The sequence below is a fragment of the Geovibrio sp. ADMFC3 genome (assembly GCF_054687035.1).
In genome coordinates this window covers 2,066,090-2,085,371 of sequence record NZ_BAAFZG010000002.1, presented here as the reverse complement: position 1 = coordinate 2,085,371, position 19,282 = coordinate 2,066,090, and the positions used below count along the sequence as shown (strand labels likewise).

General features: G+C 46.3%; 17 protein-coding genes. 11 read left to right on the top strand and 6 right to left on the bottom strand.

Annotated features, from left to right (window positions below):
- Positions 1-5: 5 nt before the first annotated feature.
- The 6 genes from secG (at position 6) to ACYRYY_RS10245 (ending at position 5,817) form a co-directional block, all read left to right on the top strand.
- On the top strand, positions 6-335 hold the full coding sequence (gene secG / locus ACYRYY_RS10270; RefSeq protein WP_460215501.1) for a preprotein translocase subunit SecG: 330 nt from the start codon (positions 6-8) through the stop codon (positions 333-335).
- Position 336: 1 nt separating this feature from the next.
- A complete protein-coding gene (locus tag ACYRYY_RS10265; protein WP_460215500.1) occupies positions 337-1,974 on the top strand; it encodes a peptide-binding protein in 1,638 nt (545 codons plus the stop codon).
- 17 nt (positions 1,975-1,991) lie between these two features.
- Positions 1,992-2,981 carry an ABC transporter permease gene (locus ACYRYY_RS10260; protein ID WP_460215499.1) on the top strand — a complete coding sequence of 330 codons (990 nt, stop codon included), beginning with the start codon at positions 1,992-1,994 and terminating at the stop codon, positions 2,979-2,981.
- On the top strand, positions 2,959-3,789 hold the full coding sequence (locus ACYRYY_RS10255) for an ABC transporter permease (protein ID WP_460215498.1): 831 nt from the start codon (positions 2,959-2,961) through the stop codon (positions 3,787-3,789). Before ACYRYY_RS10260 ends, ACYRYY_RS10255 begins: the two co-directional genes overlap by 23 nt.
- A 750-nt stretch (positions 3,790-4,539) precedes the next feature.
- Positions 4,540-4,839 carry a helix-turn-helix domain-containing protein gene (locus ACYRYY_RS10250; protein ID WP_460215497.1) on the top strand — a complete coding sequence of 100 codons (300 nt, stop codon included), beginning with the start codon at positions 4,540-4,542 and terminating at the stop codon, positions 4,837-4,839.
- Between the two features lie 42 nt (positions 4,840-4,881).
- The gene (locus ACYRYY_RS10245) at positions 4,882-5,817 is read left to right on the top strand and encodes an alpha/beta hydrolase family protein (protein ID WP_460215496.1); all 936 of its coding nucleotides are present in this window, start codon (positions 4,882-4,884) and stop codon (positions 5,815-5,817) included.
- A gap of 9 nt (positions 5,818-5,826) precedes the next feature.
- On the opposite strand, the gene ACYRYY_RS10240 is transcribed toward ACYRYY_RS10245, so the two are convergent.
- The 6 genes from ACYRYY_RS10240 to ACYRYY_RS10215 form a co-directional block, all read right to left on the bottom strand.
- Positions 5,827-6,717, bottom strand: coding sequence for an AraC family transcriptional regulator (locus tag ACYRYY_RS10240; protein ID WP_460215495.1), 891 nt, complete (start codon positions 6,715-6,717; stop codon positions 5,827-5,829).
- A 161-nt stretch (positions 6,718-6,878) separates the two neighbouring features.
- Positions 6,879-7,358, bottom strand: a complete 480-nt coding sequence (locus ACYRYY_RS10235) for a hypothetical protein (RefSeq protein ID WP_460215494.1) — start codon at positions 7,356-7,358, stop codon at positions 6,879-6,881.
- 172 nt (positions 7,359-7,530) lie between these two features.
- The gene (locus tag ACYRYY_RS10230; RefSeq protein ID WP_460215493.1) at positions 7,531-9,543 is read right to left on the bottom strand and encodes a methyl-accepting chemotaxis protein; all 2,013 of its coding nucleotides are present in this window, start codon (positions 9,541-9,543) and stop codon (positions 7,531-7,533) included.
- Between the two features lie 139 nt (positions 9,544-9,682).
- Complete coding sequence (locus tag ACYRYY_RS10225; protein WP_460215492.1) at positions 9,683-11,596, bottom strand: transketolase; 1,914 nt, start codon at positions 11,594-11,596, stop codon at positions 9,683-9,685.
- A gap of 92 nt (positions 11,597-11,688) precedes the next feature.
- Complete coding sequence (locus ACYRYY_RS10220; protein ID WP_460215491.1) at positions 11,689-12,660, bottom strand: glycosyltransferase family 9 protein; 972 nt, start codon at positions 12,658-12,660, stop codon at positions 11,689-11,691.
- Positions 12,657-13,685 carry a glycosyltransferase family 9 protein gene (locus tag ACYRYY_RS10215; RefSeq protein ID WP_460215490.1) on the bottom strand — a complete coding sequence of 343 codons (1,029 nt, stop codon included), beginning with the start codon at positions 13,683-13,685 and terminating at the stop codon, positions 12,657-12,659. Before ACYRYY_RS10215 ends, ACYRYY_RS10220 begins: the two co-directional genes overlap by 4 nt.
- 161 nt (positions 13,686-13,846) lie before the next feature.
- On the opposite strand from ACYRYY_RS10215, the gene pheA reads away from it, so the two are divergent.
- From pheA to aroA, 5 genes are read left to right on the top strand one after another with little or no spacing between them, the layout of a single operon-like run.
- Entirely contained in the window at positions 13,847-14,917 is a 1,071-nt protein-coding gene (gene pheA / locus ACYRYY_RS10210; protein WP_460215489.1) for a prephenate dehydratase, read from the top strand.
- Positions 14,914-16,005: a histidinol-phosphate transaminase gene (gene hisC, locus ACYRYY_RS10205; protein ID WP_460215488.1), complete on the top strand. Its 1,092-nt coding sequence runs from the start codon at positions 14,914-14,916 to the stop codon at positions 16,003-16,005. Before pheA ends, hisC begins: the two co-directional genes overlap by 4 nt.
- 16 nt (positions 16,006-16,021) lie before the next feature.
- On the top strand, positions 16,022-17,038 hold the full coding sequence (gene aroF, locus ACYRYY_RS10200; protein ID WP_460215487.1) for a 3-deoxy-7-phosphoheptulonate synthase: 1,017 nt from the start codon (positions 16,022-16,024) through the stop codon (positions 17,036-17,038).
- Positions 17,039-17,040: 2 nt separating this feature from the next.
- Entirely contained in the window at positions 17,041-17,868 is an 828-nt protein-coding gene (locus ACYRYY_RS10195; protein ID WP_460215486.1) for a prephenate dehydrogenase, read from the top strand.
- Complete coding sequence (aroA, locus tag ACYRYY_RS10190) at positions 17,865-19,148, top strand: 3-phosphoshikimate 1-carboxyvinyltransferase (protein ID WP_460215485.1); 1,284 nt, start codon at positions 17,865-17,867, stop codon at positions 19,146-19,148. Before ACYRYY_RS10195 ends, aroA begins: the two co-directional genes overlap by 4 nt.
- Positions 19,149-19,282: the final 134 nt, after the last annotated feature.

Below are 19,282 nucleotides of genomic sequence, written 5' to 3'. Positions count from 1 at the left end.
AAATAATGTACACTTATCTTCTCGTATTCCACATTTTCATTTGTATTCTTCTGATAATTGCGGTTCTGCTTCAGTCGGGCAAAGGCTCTGAACTTTCAGCAGCGCTCGGCGGAGGTTCAGGCAGCCTTTTCGGTCCCGGAGCCCCGGCAAATATCATGAACAAAATAACTTCAGTTATCGCTATCACTTTCATGATAACTTCACTGGGACTTGCCGTTATGGCAAAACAGAGAACAACAGGCAGCATCACAGACAGGATTCCCCAGCCCCTTCAGCAGACAGCTCCTGCTGCTCCTTCTGAAACTGCACCCCAAGTACCTATGGAATCGAACTAAAATGAAAAAAATTGTTTTTCTGCTGCTTGCAGTTTTATGTGTGTCCTTTTTATCAGGATGCGAAGATAAAAACAAAGAAGGCGGCAAAACTGCGGAAAAACGCAAAGCAGAGGGCGTCACTGGTGATGCCCTCGTTATCTCCGCACTTGGGGATGCCTCCGGGCTCATTTACAACATAACGTCCGACAGCGCATCTCACGAAGTGTCACAGTATATCTACAACGGCTTGGTCAAGTTTGATAAAAACCTTAATATCGTAGGAGATCTCGCCGAATCGTGGGAAATCTCTGACGACAGCAAAACCATAACCTTCAAACTGAAAAAAGATGTTAAATGGCATGACGGTGAACCTTTTACGGCAGATGATGTGGAGTTCACCTACAAGTTCATGATCGACAACAGCACACCCACTTCATACGATGCAGACTTTCGTCTGGTAACAGGCTTTCAGGTAATAGACCCTTACACAGTCAGAATCAGCTACGCTGAACCCTTTGCCCCTGCTCTTCTCAGTTGGAGCATGGCTGTTATCCCCAAACACCTTCTCGAAGGAAAGGAAGCTGCAAAATCATCTCTTATGCGCTCACCTGTGGGAACAGGAATGTACAGGTTTAAAGAATGGAAGTCCGGCGAATCCATCACCCTTGAGGCAAATGAAGACTATTTTGACGGAAGACCCAACCTCGACAGACTGATCTTCCGCATCATCCCGGATCTTAACACAACCTTCATGGAACTGCTCAACGGCAGCGTGGACATTATGGGGCTCACACCTACACAATGGGTAAAACAGACAGATACTGCGCTTTTCACCAACAGTTATGACAAGTACACCTATCTCGCCCCCAGCTATGCCTATATAGGCTATAATATGAAAAATCCCCTGTTTGAAGACAAACGCATACGTCAGGCACTGACATACGCTACGCCCAAACAGGAAATAATAGACGGAATCCTCTTCGGTGAAGGTGTTCCTGCTCACGGACCCTATAAACCGGGCACTCTGTGGTATAACGACAATGTAAAAAAATATGAATACAGCCCTGAGAAAGCAAAACAGCTCCTTGCGGAAGCCGGATGGGCAGACTCTGACGGTGACGGTATTCTGGATAAGGACGGAAAACAATTCAGCTTCACGCTCATGACCAATCAGGGAAACAGTGTCAGAACAAAAATAGCCGAAACTGTTCAGCAAAACTGGAGCAAAATCGGCATAAAAGTCGAAATCAGAGTCCTTGAGTGGGCATCCTTAATAAACGAATACATTGATAAAGGCAAATTTGATGCGGTTGTTATGGGCTGGAACATAGTTCAAGATCCTGATCCGTATGATGTTTGGCACTCAAGCAAATGCGGACCTAAGATGCTTAACTTCATCTGCTACAGCAACCCTGAGGTTGATCAGCTTATTGATGACGGCAGGCATACAATGAATCCGCAGGAACGCAAAAAATATTACGACAGGTTTCAGGAAATCCTTGCAGAGGATCAGCCTTATACCTTCCTTTATGTCCCCAATGCTCTCGTTGCTCTGAGCAAAAGATTCAGGGAAGTTGCCCCTGCCCCGGCGGGTATAACCTATAACTTTGAAGAATGGTATGTTCCCGCAGGTGAGCAGAAATACCGTTTTGAAAAATAAACGCCGGAGGAACTGACATGCTCCGGTATATTGCAAAACGCCTAGCGGGGATGATTCCCCTTTTCATAGGAATAACTCTTATCAGCTTCGTGGTGATACACCTTGCGCCGGGCGATCCGGCGCAGTTCATCGCCTCTATGAATCCTAAACTCTCCGAAACTGCCTACCAAAAATTTGTTAAAATGTATGAACTGGATAAACCCGTCCTTGAACGTTATATAAACTGGCTGGGAAAATTCGCCCGTTTTGACTTCGGTGAATCTTTCAGCCAGGACGGTAAAACAGTGATGGAAAAGATTAAAGAACGACTGCCTGTAACAATATGGCTGAATGTGGCGGGAATGGTGCTTATTTTTCTATTTGCCCTACCTTTAGGAGTGCTTTCCGCCTATTACAAAGACAGCCTGTTCGATAAAAGCGTGACGGTTTTCGTCTTTGCAGGGTTTGCCATGCCGACTTTCTGGCTGGCGCTTCTCTGCATGTATTATTTCGGCGTTGTTAAGGGCTGGTTTCCTATTTCCGGGCTTCGCTCATTTAATTATGATTACCTGTCCACCTTCGGAAAAATTGCAGATATTGCCAAGCATACTTTTATGCCTGTTGTAATATCCGTATTCGGCGGGCTGGCAGGCATAAGCCGGTTTGCCCGCAACAGCATGCTTGATGTCCTTAAAGAGGAATATGTTACAGCCGCAAGGGCAAGAGGTTTGAACGAAAGCAGGGTTGTTTTCACACACGCTCTCAAGAACGCCCTTCTTCCCGTTGTGACAATAATAGGTCTTTCCGTTCCGGGGCTCATAGGCGGAAGCGTTATTTTTGAATCAATATTCAGCATCCCCGGCATGGGACAACTTTTTTATCAGTCAGTCATGATGAGAGACTACCCAGTTGTGATGGGAGTCCTTGTAATAGGCGCTATGCTGACGCTGGCGGGCAATCTCATTGCAGATATTGCATATGCGGCCGTGGATCCGAGGATAAGATATGGCTCGAAAAAGAGTAATTAATAAGGCAAAGGGGAACATTCTGTTTCTAGCCGGTGCCGCTATAGTTGCATTTTTCGTTTTTGTGGCTGTGTTTGCTCCGCTGATAGCCACTCATGATCCGGCACATATTGACTTTAATTCAGTGCTGCTCCCCCCCTCATCAGTATATTATTTCGGCACAGACGAACTGGGGCGTGATATTTTCAGCCGGGTTGTTTATGGAACAAGAATTTCTCTTTTTGTTGGGTTTGTTGCTGTTGGCATATCCGTGATGATTGGCACTGTACTGGGGCTTATTTCAGGTTATTTCGGCGGGTTTACAGATATGATAGTGATGCGCTTCGTTGATATAATGCTGTGTTTCCCGTCTTTTTTTCTAATACTGGCTGTTATCGCTTTTTTAAACCCGTCGGTTTTTAACGTAATGGCGGTAATCGGGCTCACAAGCTGGATGGGCGTGACAAGGCTTGTGCGTGCAGAGGTAATGAGCGTTCGCACCAGAGACTATATCACTGCGGCAAGAATACAGGGCATCAGTACAGCCAAGATACTCTTCAAACATATTTTCCCCAATGTTTTTACACCAATCTTTATCACAGCCACCTTAGGCATAGCTGGCGCAATACTCACCGAATCCGCTTTAAGCTTTCTTGGGCTCGGGGTTCAGCCTCCTGTGCCCTCTTGGGGTAATATCCTCACCGCAGGGAAAGATAATATTCTGTTCGCATGGTGGCTTTCCTTCTTCCCCGGAATTGCGATATTTATAACCGTCCTCGGCTACAACCTCCTTGGCGAAGGACTGAGAGACGTTTTAGACCCCAAAGAATAAACTGAAGTTCGGCACGAGCGTGTAGGCAAAAATCGCAGGATGTAATTTTTGTGAGATAAATTAAGAGGCACAGGGATGTGCCGACGCCGTGCGAACCGAAGACGAACGAAGTTCGGCGCAAGCGTGTAGGCAAAAAACACAGGTGTAGTTTTTTGTGAGATAAATTAAGAGGCACAGGGATGTGCCGACGCCGTGCGAAGCGAAGACGAACGAAGTTCGGCGCAAGCGTGTAGGCAAAAATCGCAGAATATAGTTTTTTGTGAGATAAATTAAGAGGCGCAGGGAATGTGCCGACGCCGTGCGAAGCGAAGACAAACGAAGTTCGGCGCAAGCGTGTAGGCAAAAATCGCAGAATATAGTTTTTTGTGAGATAAATTAAGAGGCACAGGGATGTGCCGACGCCGTGCGAAGCGAAGACGAACGAAGTTCGGTGCGAGCGTGTAGGCAAAAAACACAGGATGTAGTTTTTTGCCCATAATATGGGACAAATTTTCAAAACAGACCGATTACCGGTTTTCTTCTTTATATTTATCTTTATCTGAATCTAATTTTAGTTTGAAGGGGACTTTGCAGTCCCCCTGTGGCATCCAAATGCCGTCAGATATCAACTATTCAGCAATCCGCATATTAAACGCTTGTATAACAAGCCTTTATACGTTTAACTGAATTTAATTACCGTATATAAGAATATGATTCAGTTGTCCAGACAAAAATAACTTTTATTATTATAAATAGTAACCAGAGGCATAGATGATTAAAGAGATATTCGGTTATAATTTAAAAAAATTCAGGAACAGCAGAGAGTTCACGCAGGAGCATCTTGCGGAGCTTCTGGACGTTTCCACCACACAAATTTACAAGATGGAATCAGGCAAAAGTTTTGCCTCTGCTGAAATGATTGAAAAAATTGCCTCTCTTTTCGATATTCCGCCATATAAGTTTTTCATGACAGAAGCGGACATCGATACAGAATCGGATGATTTTCAGGAATGTGCCAGATATATTAAATCAAGAATTGATCATCTTTTTGCCAAAGACATCATAAAATAAACCTGTTATGATTTGATCTATCTAACTTTTAACGGGTGATTTATGTACCGTAATATAGTTTTGTCTCTTTTTTTTATGGTTTTGCCTTTATTCTCATACGCTGCAGAGGAAGCCGTACTTAAATTACCTGCAGGAAGGCTTTACGGCACACTGGAAGTTCCCACAGATTCAGTTAAGCCGCCTGTAGCGCTTATTATCGCAGGCTCCGGCCCTACAGACCGAGACGGCAACAACAGAATATCAGGTAAAAATGCATCACTTAAACAGCTTGCAGAAGGACTTGCTCAAAAAGGGATAGCTTCACTTCGTTATGATAAAAGAGGGGTTAAGGCAAGCAGAGAGATTTCAATGCCGGAAAGCGAAGCAAGAATTGACCATTTTGTTGATGACGCCGTTTTCTGGGGTGAATATTTAAAAATAAGCGGGCGCTTCGGCAAGCTTATTATTGTCGGTCACAGTGAAGGCGCACTCATAGGATCACTTGCTGCGGAGCGTTTGAAGGCTGACGGTTTTGTATCCCTCGCAGGAGCAGGACGCCCTGCATATGAAGTGCTTGAGGAGCAGTTCACAGCAAATGCCCTTGATTATCTTCCTGAAGCCCGCAGAATCATGGAACATCTGAAAAAAGGTGAGCTTGCAGACAATATTACAGAGCTTATGATGCCTGCTTTCAGACCCAGTGTTCAGCCCTATGTCATTTCATGGTTTAAATATAACCCTGCTGAAATAATCGGCAGGCTGAAAATGCCAGTATTAGTTATCCACGGAACAACAGACTTACAGATCAGTGTCAGAGATGCGGAAATTCTTGCTGCTGCGAATAAAAATATCCGTCTGAATATTTTAGACGGAGTAAACCATGTTCTTAAGGAAGCGGATACGATGCAGACTCAGAAGAATTCATATTACAATCCCGACTATCCTGTTTCACCTAAAGTAATTGACGCTGTTGCAGGGTTTATCAGGAGCATACAGTAAGTAATGCCTCTATTCCTCCACCACTGCATGACGGCGGAGATTTGATATATCACTCAAAGGCGGGGCGCCGAACATCCTTGAGTATTCCCTGCTGAACTGTGAAGGGCTTTCATAACCCACCCGGAAGGCAGTGCTTGCTGCATCTGCCTGTTCGGCTAACATAATGCGCCTTGCTTCCGTCAGCCGCAAACGCTTCTGAAACTGAAGCGGGCTCATGGCTGTAACCTCTTTAAAATGGTGATGGAAGGAGGACTGGCTCATATTTGCTATCTCTGCCATCTCTTCAATACGCATGTTTCGGGCAAAATCAGTTTTAAGGACTTTTATAACTTTGGCTATTCTCTGCATGCTGCTTCCGTTCATGGCGAGTTGAGCCAGGTTCCACCCATGCGGGCTTTTGAGCAGACGGTAATAAAATTCTTTAAAAATTAAATGGGACATAAAAGGCACATCAGCAGGGCTTTCAAGCAAACGGACAAGACGCAGGATGCAGTCTGCGAGCCCTTCATCCGTTTTCCCGACAAAAAGACCTCTGGACGTTGCCCCGTGTTCAGGAGCATGCACCAGCATTTCACTGATAGCAAGCGGGTCAAGCTCTATGCTGAGTCCGAGATAAGGCTTCTCCTTTGATGCTTCGGTGATCTGCCCCACAACAGGAAGTTCCACAGAAACAGCAAGATATTCAGACGGAGAGTAAGTATAAAGCTCATAATCAAGGAAAATTTCCTTTTTCCCCTGCACAATTAAACAGAGAGAAGGCATGTAAACCGTGGATGCTTTTACCCTCTTGGTTTCTGATTTCATAAGACTCAGTTTGGGAATAATAGTTTGTGAAACCGTATCTTTTTCGGAGTATCTGTCAATCATTGCGGCAAGCTCCTGCCGCTGAATTTCGTTCATGTTCCCTACAGCCCCCTGTTTCTGATATTTTCAGTATAGTTTTATTAGGGTAAATGAAAAGGAAATATCACTGAATTAAGAGGATCAGGCAATACTTGAGCAGTTATATGTAAAAAAATAAAAAACAGAGGAAACGGGGCAATGAAGCCCCGCTGAATTTTTTAAAGATTGTCCGGATCTTCCCAGTATTTATCTTCAGACAATACAGTAAAGGAATTGCCTGTCTTTGTGATGCTTCCCACCGCCTGATAAACATCATTCAGATAATCTGTGCATGAATAGGTTATTTCCGCAGTATAGGTTCCTGTTATGGTAAAATCCACTTCCTCACAATTTACCCACGAAGAAGAATCTGCTGTATCTATGTAGTAATAAAGAGATTCACTTTCATTTACACCGCACTGAACTTTACCAACCGAACGTTCAGGAGAATAGCTGAACTCTGCTTTAAAGGGATCGCAGTCTTCGGAATCCATGTTGCCGTCAACTGAAGTTATCAGAAGCGAATCAAATACATAGGTCCCTGTGTAGGGAGCAGTAATGGGGTCCACACCTTCTTTACTGCCGGAGCCATCACCGCCGCATGCAGCCAGAAATGCCGCACAGCAGGTAAAAAGAAGAACTCTGATCAGATATCTCACAACACACCTCCGCTGTATAACGTTTAATAAAGTTTTTAAACATACATATGAGCATCTGATATATTATACAGCGTGATATTTGATATGTGAATAGAAGTGTCCTGATTATGACAATTATCTTAACAAAAAAGGCGGGAGAATTACCCCCGCCTGCTGAATATATTATATTATATTATCTTATCTTAAAGCTTCCCATCATCTCCCTCAGCCTTGCAGAAATACTTTCAAGACCGGAGGCATTCTCCGCCAGATGATCAGAGGTTGACTTAACCTGAATAGATACGGAAGCAACAGAGTCAATATCCTGCTGAATCTGTCCGCTGGTTGCAGCCATTTCCTGTGTTGCGGAAGATATGTTCTCCACCATAAACTGAAGTTGAGACACACCCTCTTCAATGTCTTTGAGAACAACTGCAATCTGTTTTGATGATTCCAGACCGGTATGAACCTGCCCTGTGACTCCTTCCATTGATGAGATAACATTGTTCATTTCAGTCTGTGTTCCGAGAACAAGATCTGATATTTCAGAAGTTGCTTTCTGTGTGCGTTCAGCCAGCTTCCGCACCTCATCAGCAACAACTGCAAATCCACGCCCGGCTTCGCCGGCTCTTGCAGCCTCTATAGCGGCATTCAGCGCAAGAAGATTCGTCTGGTCTGCTATATCACTGATCACACTGACAATGTCTTTAATCTCCTGAGATTTTTTACCAAGGGAATGTACAAGCTCTGATGACTTATCCACCGTATCTTTTATCCTGATAACACCCTTGAGGGAGTCATCAACTACATTACGGCCGTTAACCGCTTTTGCAGATGTATGATGAGCAAAATCAGAAATCTCCGTAAGATTGCGTGCTATCTCTCCTGTTGTGGCGGACATCTCGTTCGACGCCGTGGAAATAAGTTCAGAGCGTTCTGACTGCTCACTCATCCCGGCGGAGAGTTCCTGCGCCCCGGCAGAAAGATCAGAGCTTGAGCTTTTAAGATCATCTGCAACGGTAGTAACATTCTGTATCATGGCACTCAGCTTATCAACCATATCACGCACAGAGTGTGTCAGACTGCTTGTATCTCCTTGCCTTATTTTAAGATTTGCGGTGAAGTCGCCGGAAGCAATTTTCTGCATAGTGTCAACAACAACCTGCGGTTCTCCACCGAGCTGACGCACAAGCCCCTGTGCAATCAGGTAGATAACTGCTGCAACGAGAAGAACAGCAATAAGGGCTGCTATTGTGATGGTGAAGCGGATATGAGCAAGCGCCTTGTAAATTTCCTCAAGGGGAACGCTGAGCCCGAAAACAAATTTATAATCCGTTCCTTTAATACTGATGGGTGTGTAAAGAGTATATGCCATTTTGCCGGCAGCATTTACTTTCTCCACAGCAAATTCTTTACCCTCATTTATGTAAGGCGAAATCTGTTTTTCAGATTCAGAAGGCTTCCCTACACGTTCTTTATCGTGGTGGGCTATAATTGTGAATTTATTAGAAAGAAGGAATGTATAGCCTGTGTCGTAGACTTTAATGTTCTTAATCATCTCTGTGAGGCTGTCAAGAAGGATATCTGCTCCGGCAACGCCTATGATTTGTCCGTTTATTTCAAAGGGAACACTGATTGTGACCGTTGTAAGCTGTTTTCCTTCAAAGTCATAAGTGGCTGGTTCGGAGATGCGGAGCTTTCCGTCTCTGAGCGGAAGCTGATACCAGTCGCTCACTGCTCCGGCAGCATACATAGATGAAGCGTAAGATCTGCTGACTCCGCCGCCCGTTCTGTAGGGCATAGGACAGAACTGCCCCTTCTCGTTTGTTCCTGCTGCTCCAGAACCTGCAAGTTCGCTGTCTTTCCCGTCAAAGAGGTTAGGCTCCCAGACGATCCACACATCAAACAGATGATCATTATTTTCCAGAACATTGACCAGATGCTCCATAACCTGATCACGGCTGACTTTGCCTTCAGTAAAGGTCACTGCAGCCGCAGCGAGAGACTCTGAAACGGCTATACTTTTTTCAATATCGCCCTTAAAAAGATTCCCATAGCTTTTAGAAAGGTTGCTGACATCATTTTTTGCAATAACTTCAGTTTCTTTGTAAACTACACGGTAGATTATGACTCCGGTGACAAGAAACGACCCGATTATTGCCGCAATTACAGGGACAAGTATTTTCATCCTAAATGAAACGTTCATATGATACTCCTCGAAATACAGAATAATGATAAATTGCTTTTGTGTTTTTTGTATATCCTTCAAATTAAACTAGTGTACCAAATTTTCAATAAATTTTCTTAAGATCTTTTACAAAAAAAGGAACCTTTCGGCTCCTTAGTTATTTCGATAATCTTGCAATTTCCGAAGAAACTGTTTCCTCATCAAGCCCCAGAAGTTTGAGTATCCCGTCCGGATTACCGGAATAGGCGTATGAACGCACGCCGAAGGTTTTCACCTTAAGCCCAAGTCCTTTCTCTGCGGCTTTTGCACCTATAACAGAACCGAGCCCGGTATTAGCATTGTGGTCTTCATAAACAAAGATTGTTTTTGAAGCATATTTTTTAAGCAGTTCCATATCAGGTTCAAGTGGGCAGCTCATGTTTATAACTGCGACTTTAACACCTTTTTCTGCGGCAAGTTTGGCAACCTTAACCGCTCTGGGGAGCATAGCTCCGTAAGCAGCGAGGGCAACATCGCCTTCCGTAACCACATCCGCCTTGCCGTATTCAAACTTATAGTCACCGCCGAAAAGGGGAGTTCCGTCAGCTTTTGCAGTTGTGGGTATTTTTGAGCGTCCCATAGCTATAAGGAAGTTGCCCTGAGTTGATGCGGCGTATCTTACCGCTCTGTCTGTCTGGTTGGGATCTCCGGGAACGATAACCTTAAAGCCATATATGTTTCTCATAGCGCCGACATAATCGAGGCACTGGTGAGTTTTGCCGTCCTCACCCACATCAAGACCAACGTGAGTGGTGGCAACCTTAAGGTTGCTTCCGTTTATATCATTCAGCCTCTGCTGGTTGTATGCTTCATCCACACCGAAAACGCCGAAGTCAGCAAAAAAGCTTACTACGCCATTCACACTCGCCGCTCCGGCGCACGTTGCAGTGTGATGCTCCTGAATGCCTGCCTGAACAAAGTTTTCGGGGCAGTTTTTCTCCACGCCGTCAGTCTTTACAGATCCAGCAAGGTCACAGTCAAATACTGCGATGGGTGTTCCGCCGTTTGCCTTTGTTTCCTTAACCACGTCAAGGAGAGCATCCCCGAATGCAGAGCGGTTGTCTGTCTTCACATCGACTGCGTAGGTCTTGGGTGTTCCGGTAAATACCTTTGCCGGTTCCTGAACAAGTTCATGGGCTTCGTGGCTGAATTTAAAAGCTGCTCTTTTTGCTTTAAGCTCTTCAATGTCATTCTCAAGACCGAGTTCAGCGAGAGCATCAGCAAGCTGCGCTTCCGTCAGCGGTTTGCCGTGGTAACCGGCTATATTTTCCATGAAGCTCACGCCGTAGCTCATTATTGTGTTGGCAAGAACAAGAACAGGCTTTTCGATCTTTTTGGAAGCGGCAACAGCATTGAAAATCTGTGCGTAGTTATGCCCGTCTATTTCGATAACATGCCAGCCGTCCGCCTCAAACTCGCCTCTGATATTCTGAGGCATAACGGAGGATATGTTTCCGCTGATCTGAAGTTTGTTGTAATCTATAAAAGCTGTGATGTTGTTATATCCGTATTTGGAGGCGAATCTTCTTGCTTCGGGAATCTGTCCTTTCTGCTGTTCACCGTCACCCATAAATACATAGATGTCGAACTCCTCGCCTCTCATCCTGCCTGCCACGGCGGCTCCGCAGGCAGCAGAAAGCCCCTGACCGAGGTTTCCCGTGGACCATTCCACACCGGGAACCATGCGCTCAATGTGACCTTCGTATATGGAACCTGCAAGGCGGAAGTATGCTATGGCATCCTGAATGGGGAAAAAGCCGTTTCTTGCCAGTGTGCTGTAAACGCCGGGGGAGGTGTGCCCGTGGGAAACGAAAATTCTGTCTCTGGTGGAGGATTTGTAGTTGTCTTTAGTGATATTGGCGTATTTGTACACAGTGAGATACATGTCTATGGAAGACATAGAGCCGCCGGGATGACCGCTTGCAGCAAGTGTGGTCATTTTGAGTATGTCGCCCCTGCAATGTGTGGCAACGGTTTTGAGTTCATTGATTTCCGCTTCGCTCAATGAGCCTGTGAAGCCTTTCTCGGACATTTATACACCCCTGAAAATTTATAATTCCGTGTTCATTATATTTTGAGAAAAGAATATACCAACGCCCGCTGCCAATGTCAACGAAAGCAGGCTCAGAGCAGTTTTAAAACATCATCCACGCTGATGTCACGCATACACCTGAAGTGTCCTTCGGGGCATTTTTCCTGCCCATGCACATGGCACGGACGGCATTTAAGCCCTTGAACCTCAACGACTGCGCAGCCGTCAAAGTCCGGTGCAAAGCCGAAATCTGCTGTTGTAGAGCCGAATATGGCTATAACCTTTTTGTTCAGAGCGGCTCCTGCGTGCATGGGTCCGCTGTCTGTGGTGATCAGAACGGATGAAGCGGCAATGACATCAAACATCTCACGAAGACTGGTCTTGCCAGTGAGATCAGTCACTCCGTTGACCTGCGGAAAGCTCCCCTGTCCGATCACTGTCACCTTATGCCCCATCTCCACAAGTTTTTCAGCCAGTTCGGGAAACTTATCCCACTGTTTTGTGGGTTTGCTGGCAAAGGGGTTGAGGACTATGCCTGAATTTTCAGCCTTGTCAGAATAAAGAACAGGGCGAAGTTCTTCGATTGTGTGTTCTTTCATCCCAAGCGGTTTGAGTGCCTCTGCATATTTCTGCACAACGTGCATTCCAAGTCTTTCCGTGCGTTTGCGGTTTTTAACAAAAGCCCTCCTTGCAGCGGAATCCTTCTGATATTTAAGGAACTTCGCATCCACCATAAACTTAAGCAGAAATGAGCGGAGGTTGGCATGGAGATCTATCACATAATCATAATCGTTAATTTCTTCCTGAACCGTTTTTGCGAAGCCTTTAAAGCCGCCTTTTTTGTCAAAAGACACAGTGCGGTTAACAAAACCGAGCCCCTCAAAAACCGGAGCAAATGCAGAGGATGTGAACACATCGCACACATAATCAGGAAACTGCTCCTTAAACCTCTTTATTATCCCTGTGATGAGAATCACATCACCGAGGGAGCTGAAGCGCACAAACAGCACCTTTGTCCTGCTGTCCTTCACCGGAGCTTTTCTTATATTTTTTATCTCATTCATTTCAGCACCTTTCTGACAGCCTCAAATACATCATCAGCGGTGATTTCACCCATACACCGGAAATGACCTTCAGGACACTCGTTCCCGCCATGCAGTCCGCAGGGGCGGCAGTAAAGTTCTTTTTCAACCACAATGCTTTTATCATCATAGGGAAAAAAGCCAAGCTCCTTCACAGTGGGTCCGAAAATCGCCACGGCGGGTGTTCCCACGGCTGATGCTATGTGCAGTGGTCCGCTGTCGTTGGTTATCAGAGCATCCATAGCTTTTATATAAGACGGAAGCTGCCCGAGGGGAAGCCTTCCGCATGTGTTCATCAAAGGACGTTCAGCAGAAGCGGCAACAAGAGCGCAGCTTTCAAAATCTGACGGCGCTCCGAACAGCACACAGAAAAAGCCATTGTCATAGAGCCTGTCTGCAACCTCTGCGAATCTTTCTCCGTGCCATCTCTTAGTAGCCCAGACGCTCCCTGCGTTTATGCCGATAGGCTTACGTCCGCCGGATGCTGATTTTATATATTTGACAGCATTTGAACTAATGCGTTCATCCACAAACACCTCAGCTTTTCCCGCCGTTTTTTTCACTTCTTCAAGGCTGAAATCCGCAATAAGAGGTTCAAGAAGCATAAGATTGCGCTCAACTTCGTGAAGGTTCATATTTCTGCTCACTGTCTCGGTATAAAGAAAGGAAAAAGCGGACTGGCTGAACCCCACACGGCGCAGAACACCTGTGAGTGCCATAGTCAGCGAACTGCGGAATGATTTATGGCATGAAATAATTATATCGTAATCACGCTTTTTAAGCTCACGGGCAAAACGGAAAATTCCCGCCGCACCACCTGCGCTGCCTCTTTTATCAAAAACGATCACTTCGTTTATCAGCTCAATGCCCCGAAACAGCGGCGCATTCTCCGGACGAACGCAGAAGTCCACCGAGCTGTCAGGAAAGTAATGATGCACAGCCTTTATCAAAGGTGTTGTCAGTACCGAATCGCCAAGAAACGAGGGATTAAAAACAAGTATTTTCAAAGAATCTGCCTTAATATTTTTTCAGGTGTTTCCATAAGAAAACAGTCATTTTATTTTATCCCAAAACAGGCTTGCCTGTGTCAAGCTTATATTATTGTTAAAGCCCCGCTGAACAGTTCTTTAGCCTTGCTTAAACAAGAGTGTTCTGGTAGATTTGACGGATGGATGAACTTGATAAGCACCGAAAAGAAATTGACAGAATCGACACCGAAATAATTGACCTTCTGAACTCCCGTGCGAAGGAAGCGATGAAAATCGGCGAGATAAAGAAGGAACAGGGTAAGCCCCTCTATGTTCCCTCCCGTGAGAAGCAGATTTATGAGCGTCTTTCCAAAATAAACCACGGACCCCTCCCCTTTGAGGCTATCCGTCGGGTTTACAGAGAGATTATCTCCGCTTCCCTCTCCCTTGAGGAGCTTCAGCGCATAGGCTATCTCGGGCCGGAAGGCACATTCACTAACCTTGCCGCCATAAAGCAGTTCGGTCTTTCCGCAGAGCTTATCCCAATGCGGGGGATACCGGATGTTTTTGACGCAGTGGAACGGGGCAGGCTGGACTACGGCATTATCCCTGTGGAAAACTCCCTTGAAGGCGTAGTTAACCACACCCTTGACATGCTTGCCGGTTCATCCATAAAAATCTGCGGTGAGGTTTTCCTTGAGATAAACCAGAACCTTATGAACCAGTCGGGCAAGCTTGAGGACGTCCAGAGGATATACTCTCACCCGCACGCCATACCCCAATGCAGAAAATGGCTCGCAGAACACGCCGCCGATATTCCCCTTTATGATGTTGAATCCACAGCAAAAGCCGCCGAAATAGCATCCAAGGATGCAGGGGCTGCTGCTATCGCCTCTGAAATGGCGGAAATCTGCTATAACTTAAAAATAATTGAGCGCAGCATAGAGGACATGCCGAACAACTACACAAGGTTTCTTATCATAGGCAGTTTCCAGCCTCTGCCCACGGGCAATGATAAAACATCCATGGTTTTCAGCATTACTCATAAATCCGGCTCACTGTATAAAGCCCTTGAAGTATTCGCCTCCAAGGGTATAAACATGACTAAGATCGAATCCCGCCCTTCCAAAAGACAGGCGTGGGAATACGTTTTCTATGTGGACACAGACGGTCACAGGGATGTTGAACCCCTTAAGAGCGTCATTAACGAATTTTCCGAAAGCGTTACCCACTTCAAGGTGCTGGGTTCTTATCCCAAGGGGGAAAAATGATAGACTACGCAAAACTCGCAGGTAAAGAAATTCAGGGGCTTAGCCCATATGTGCCCGGCAAACCGGTTAAAGAACTGGAAAGAGAGCTGGGTATTGAAAAGGCGGTGAAGCTCGCCTCCAACGAAAACCCGCTGGGGCCTTCACCCAAAGTCATTCAGGCTGTGGCGGATTTTCTGCCGGAGATGTCCCGCTATCCTTACGGTGACGTGTTCTATCTCCGCACAAGACTTGCCGCAAAGCTCGGAATAAACCCTGACAGGCTTATTTTCGGAACAGGCTCAAACGAAATAATCGAACTGGCAATGAGAACTTTCCTTGCCCACGATGAGCATGTGATGAGCCCCGCTCCGTCATTCTCCGTTTACGGAATAATAGCTCAGGCTATGAGAGCTTCATGCAAATGGATTCCTGTTAAAAGCGACTTCTCCTTCGACTTTGACGCCCTTGTTGCAAACATGACAGATAAAACCAGAATCATCTTCCTCGGCAACCCCAACAACCCCACGGGAACATACTTCACTCAGGCGGAGCTTGAGGCTTTCATGAAAAAAGTTCCCGCTGAAACAATAGTTATAATGGATGAAGCTTACTGCGAATATGTCGATGCTCCGGATTTCCCCGATGCAATGAAAATGCAGAAGGATTATCCGAACATGATGATAATGCGTACCTTCTCCAAGGCATACGGTCTCGCCGCTCTCCGTGTCGGCTACTGCATAGCAGACTCTGTTGCCATTGACATGATGAACCGTGTGCGCCAGCCCTTCAACACCAACATGGCGGCGCAGGTTGCGGCAGAAGCTGCCCTTGAGGACACTGACCACCTCAAAAAAGTCATCCGTGAAAACCGCATGGGTAAAGCTTATCTCTATGAAGAGTTTAAGAAGCTCGGCTTTGAATATCTCCCCACACAGGCAAACTTCATCCTAGTGAAAACCGGAAACGGTGAGAAGATCTTCAAGGATCTCCTCCGGAAGGGTGTGATTGTCCGCTACCTCGGTGCAGGACTTAAAGATTACATAAGAGTTTCCATCGGCACAGAAGCGGAAAATAAAGAATTCATAACGCAGCTTAAAGCTGTCCTCTAAAAAGCGGGGTATGCACATGATAATCGTACTTAAAAAAGGCGCATCAGACGAACAGGTAAACCATATTGCAACCAAGCTTACGGAATACGGTTTTCAGACACATATATCCAGAGGCACCGAAAGAACAATAATCGGCGCAATTGGCGATGAAAGGACCCTCAGAGACAAACCCCTTTCATCCATCCCCGGTGTTGAAAAGGTTCTTCCCATTGTTAAGCCGTTCAAGCTTGTCAGCAAGGACTTTAGAGCCGAACCTACGGTAATCGACATAAAAGGGATCAAAATCGGCGGCGGAAACGTTGCGATCATGGCTGGTCCATGCTCTGTGGAAAACAGAGACATGCTCTTTGCCATAGGCAAAAGAGTCAGCGACGCCGGAGCAAAAATCCTCCGAGGCGGCGCTTTCAAGCCCCGCTCCTCACCATACGCATTTCAGGGTCTCGGCGTGGAAGGGCTCAAATATCTCCGTGAAGTGGCAGACGAATACGGCATGCTTGTTATCACAGAGATGATGGATCCCAGAGACATGGACAACATCCTCAAATATACAGACATAATCCAGATCGGCGCACGCAACATGCAGAACTTCCGCCTTCTCAGAGAGCTGGGGACAATAAAAACTCCCGTAATGCTCAAAAGAGGACTCTGCGCCACTATTAAAGAATTTCTCATGGCGGCTGAATATATAGCGGCAGGCGGCAACCATCAGGTTATACTCTGCGAAAGAGGTATCAGAACATACGAAACAGAGACAAGAAACACACTTGATCTTTCCGCTGTTCCCGTTGTTCAGGCTAACACACACCTACCCATCATAGTTGACCCCAGCCACGGAACAGGCAGGAGAGACTGCATACTCCCCATGGCACAGGCGGCTGTGGCGGCAGGAGCTGACGGCGTAATGATCGAGGTTCACAACTGCCCTGAAGACGCAATGAGCGACGGTGATCAGTCAATCGTCCCCGATGATTTCGACATCCTTATGAAAAGGATGAAAGTAATAGCCGAAGCCATAGGCAAGACAATAAGCTGACGATGGCTTTTAAATCCATAGGTATCATAGGCCTCGGTCTGATAGGCGGCTCTTTCGCAAGAGCCTTCTGCGATCGGGGTCTTTCTGTATACGGACTTGACGGCTGCGCATCCACCCTCGCCGAAGCGGCACAGGCGGATATATTTCAGGCTCTCACTGATGATATTGATCAGTTTCTTAAAATGAAGCCTGATCTTATTTACATCTGCGTTCCGGTGGAAGCCACAAAAGCGGTGCTTAAAACACTCTATGAAAAAGGGGTGTCAACTCCTGTAACGGACGGAGCAAGCACTAAGTCTTCTGTATGCGCCCTCGCAGGCAAACTCGGACTCAATTTCTGCGGCGGTCACCCGATCGCAGGGCGTGAGGTTTCGGGCTTTTCAGCATCAGTAAACGGGCTGTTTGATAATGCTGTCCATGTGCTGACTCCTGTGGCGGAAGGTTTTCCGGAAGATGATCTGCTTGCGCTTCATGAGGGCATAGGCATGAGAGTTACCGTCATGACGGCTGACAAACATGATCTGGTTTTCGGTTCAATAAGCCACCTTCCCCATGTTACGGCGTTTTCCCTTGTGGAAGCGGTGAACCAGGCATGCCCGGAGGCTTTCTCATATACAGGAGGCGGATTCAGGGACTTCACCCGAATAGCCGCCAGCAATCCACGGATGTGGACAGATATATTTCTGGACAACGACAAAACGGTAGTAGAACTTATAGATACCTATATCGACCTCCTCAAATCATGGAGGGAAGACATAGCAGACAAAAACGAAGAAAAAATATATAAACGCATAGAAGAAGCCAGCAGCATCAGGAGAAGCATAAAATGATCACTTTCGGCAAAATAAAGTCAGTCAAAGGCGAAATAAGCGTTCCTGCGGATAAATCCATAACCCACCGTTCTTTTATGCTCGGCGCCATGGCAGAAGGCAGCACAAGGGTTACAAATCCCCTCATGTCCCGTGACACCATAGCAACGATGGAGGCGATGAAGGCCCTCGGAGCGGAGTTTATTCCTGCGGAAAACGGATTTGTGGTTGTCTCTAAAGGATACAGAGCCTTTAATGAACCGTCTGACGTGATCAACTGTGACAACTCCGGCACAACCGCAAGGCTGATCAGCGGGCTTATTGCCCCCGCAGGGGTTTATGCTGTTCTCACCGGAGATGACAGCCTTCGCAAGAGACCGATGAAAAGGGTTATCAAGCCCCTTTCCCTCATGGGTTCAAGGATGGAGGCCGCATCAAACGGCACGCTTCTCCCCCTGACAATCCTTCCTTCCAAGATGCACGGCGCTGACATAACCGGTGAAACAAAAAGCGCACAGGTAAAAAGCGCTGTTCTTCTGGCTGCGGCACAAATCGAAGGGCGCACTACATACACGGAACCGGCTTCCACAAGAAACCACTCTGAAATAATGCTGAAAAACTTCGGAGCGGATATTTCTGTAAACGGGAAAACTGTCATAGTAAACGGCGGCAGACCACTTACAGGGACAGATGCCGCAGTACCCGGAGACTTTTCATCAGCCGCTTTTTTCATAGGTGCGGCACTCATTTTTGAAGGAGCAGAGATAACCATCAAAAATGTCGGGCTGAACGAAACCAGAACCGGACTTCTTACTGCTCTTTCGTCATTCGGCGTAAAATTTGAGCTTAATTACTACGAAAACACAATAGAGCCCATGGGTGATATTCATATAAAGCATCAGTCTTTCAAGGGTGGAAAAGTTGACGGGGAACTGATTGCTAACCTGATAGATGAACTTCCTCTTCTGGCGTTTCTCGGTCTGTTTGCAGATTCACCTGTGGAGATAAGAGATGCCCATGAACTCCGTGTCAAGGAGTCTGACCGTATAGCCGCCACGCTTTATAACCTTAATCAGTTAGGGGCAGAAACGGAAGAGTTTGAAGACGGAATGAAGATCTACCCCCTGAAAAAAGAGCCTGTTCAGGCTCACCTGCGTTCCTTCTTTGACCACAGAATAGCTATGCTTTCAATCCTTATGTGCAAGCGTTTCGGGGAGAAGGTTTCTGTTGACGAAATACAGAGCGTTGATGTATCTTTTCCAAACTTTGTAAGTATTCTGGAAGAGATCGAGAACAAGTAATTTCCCAGAGAGAAAGCAGCGGGGAGCTTTGCTCCAAAAGCTGCGTGCGAGTCAAAACCGCCGTTTAGATCCCGGCGGTTTCTGAACCAAGCTTGCTATAGAACAGCAGGACGCTGGTTCCGGCGAACTATCAG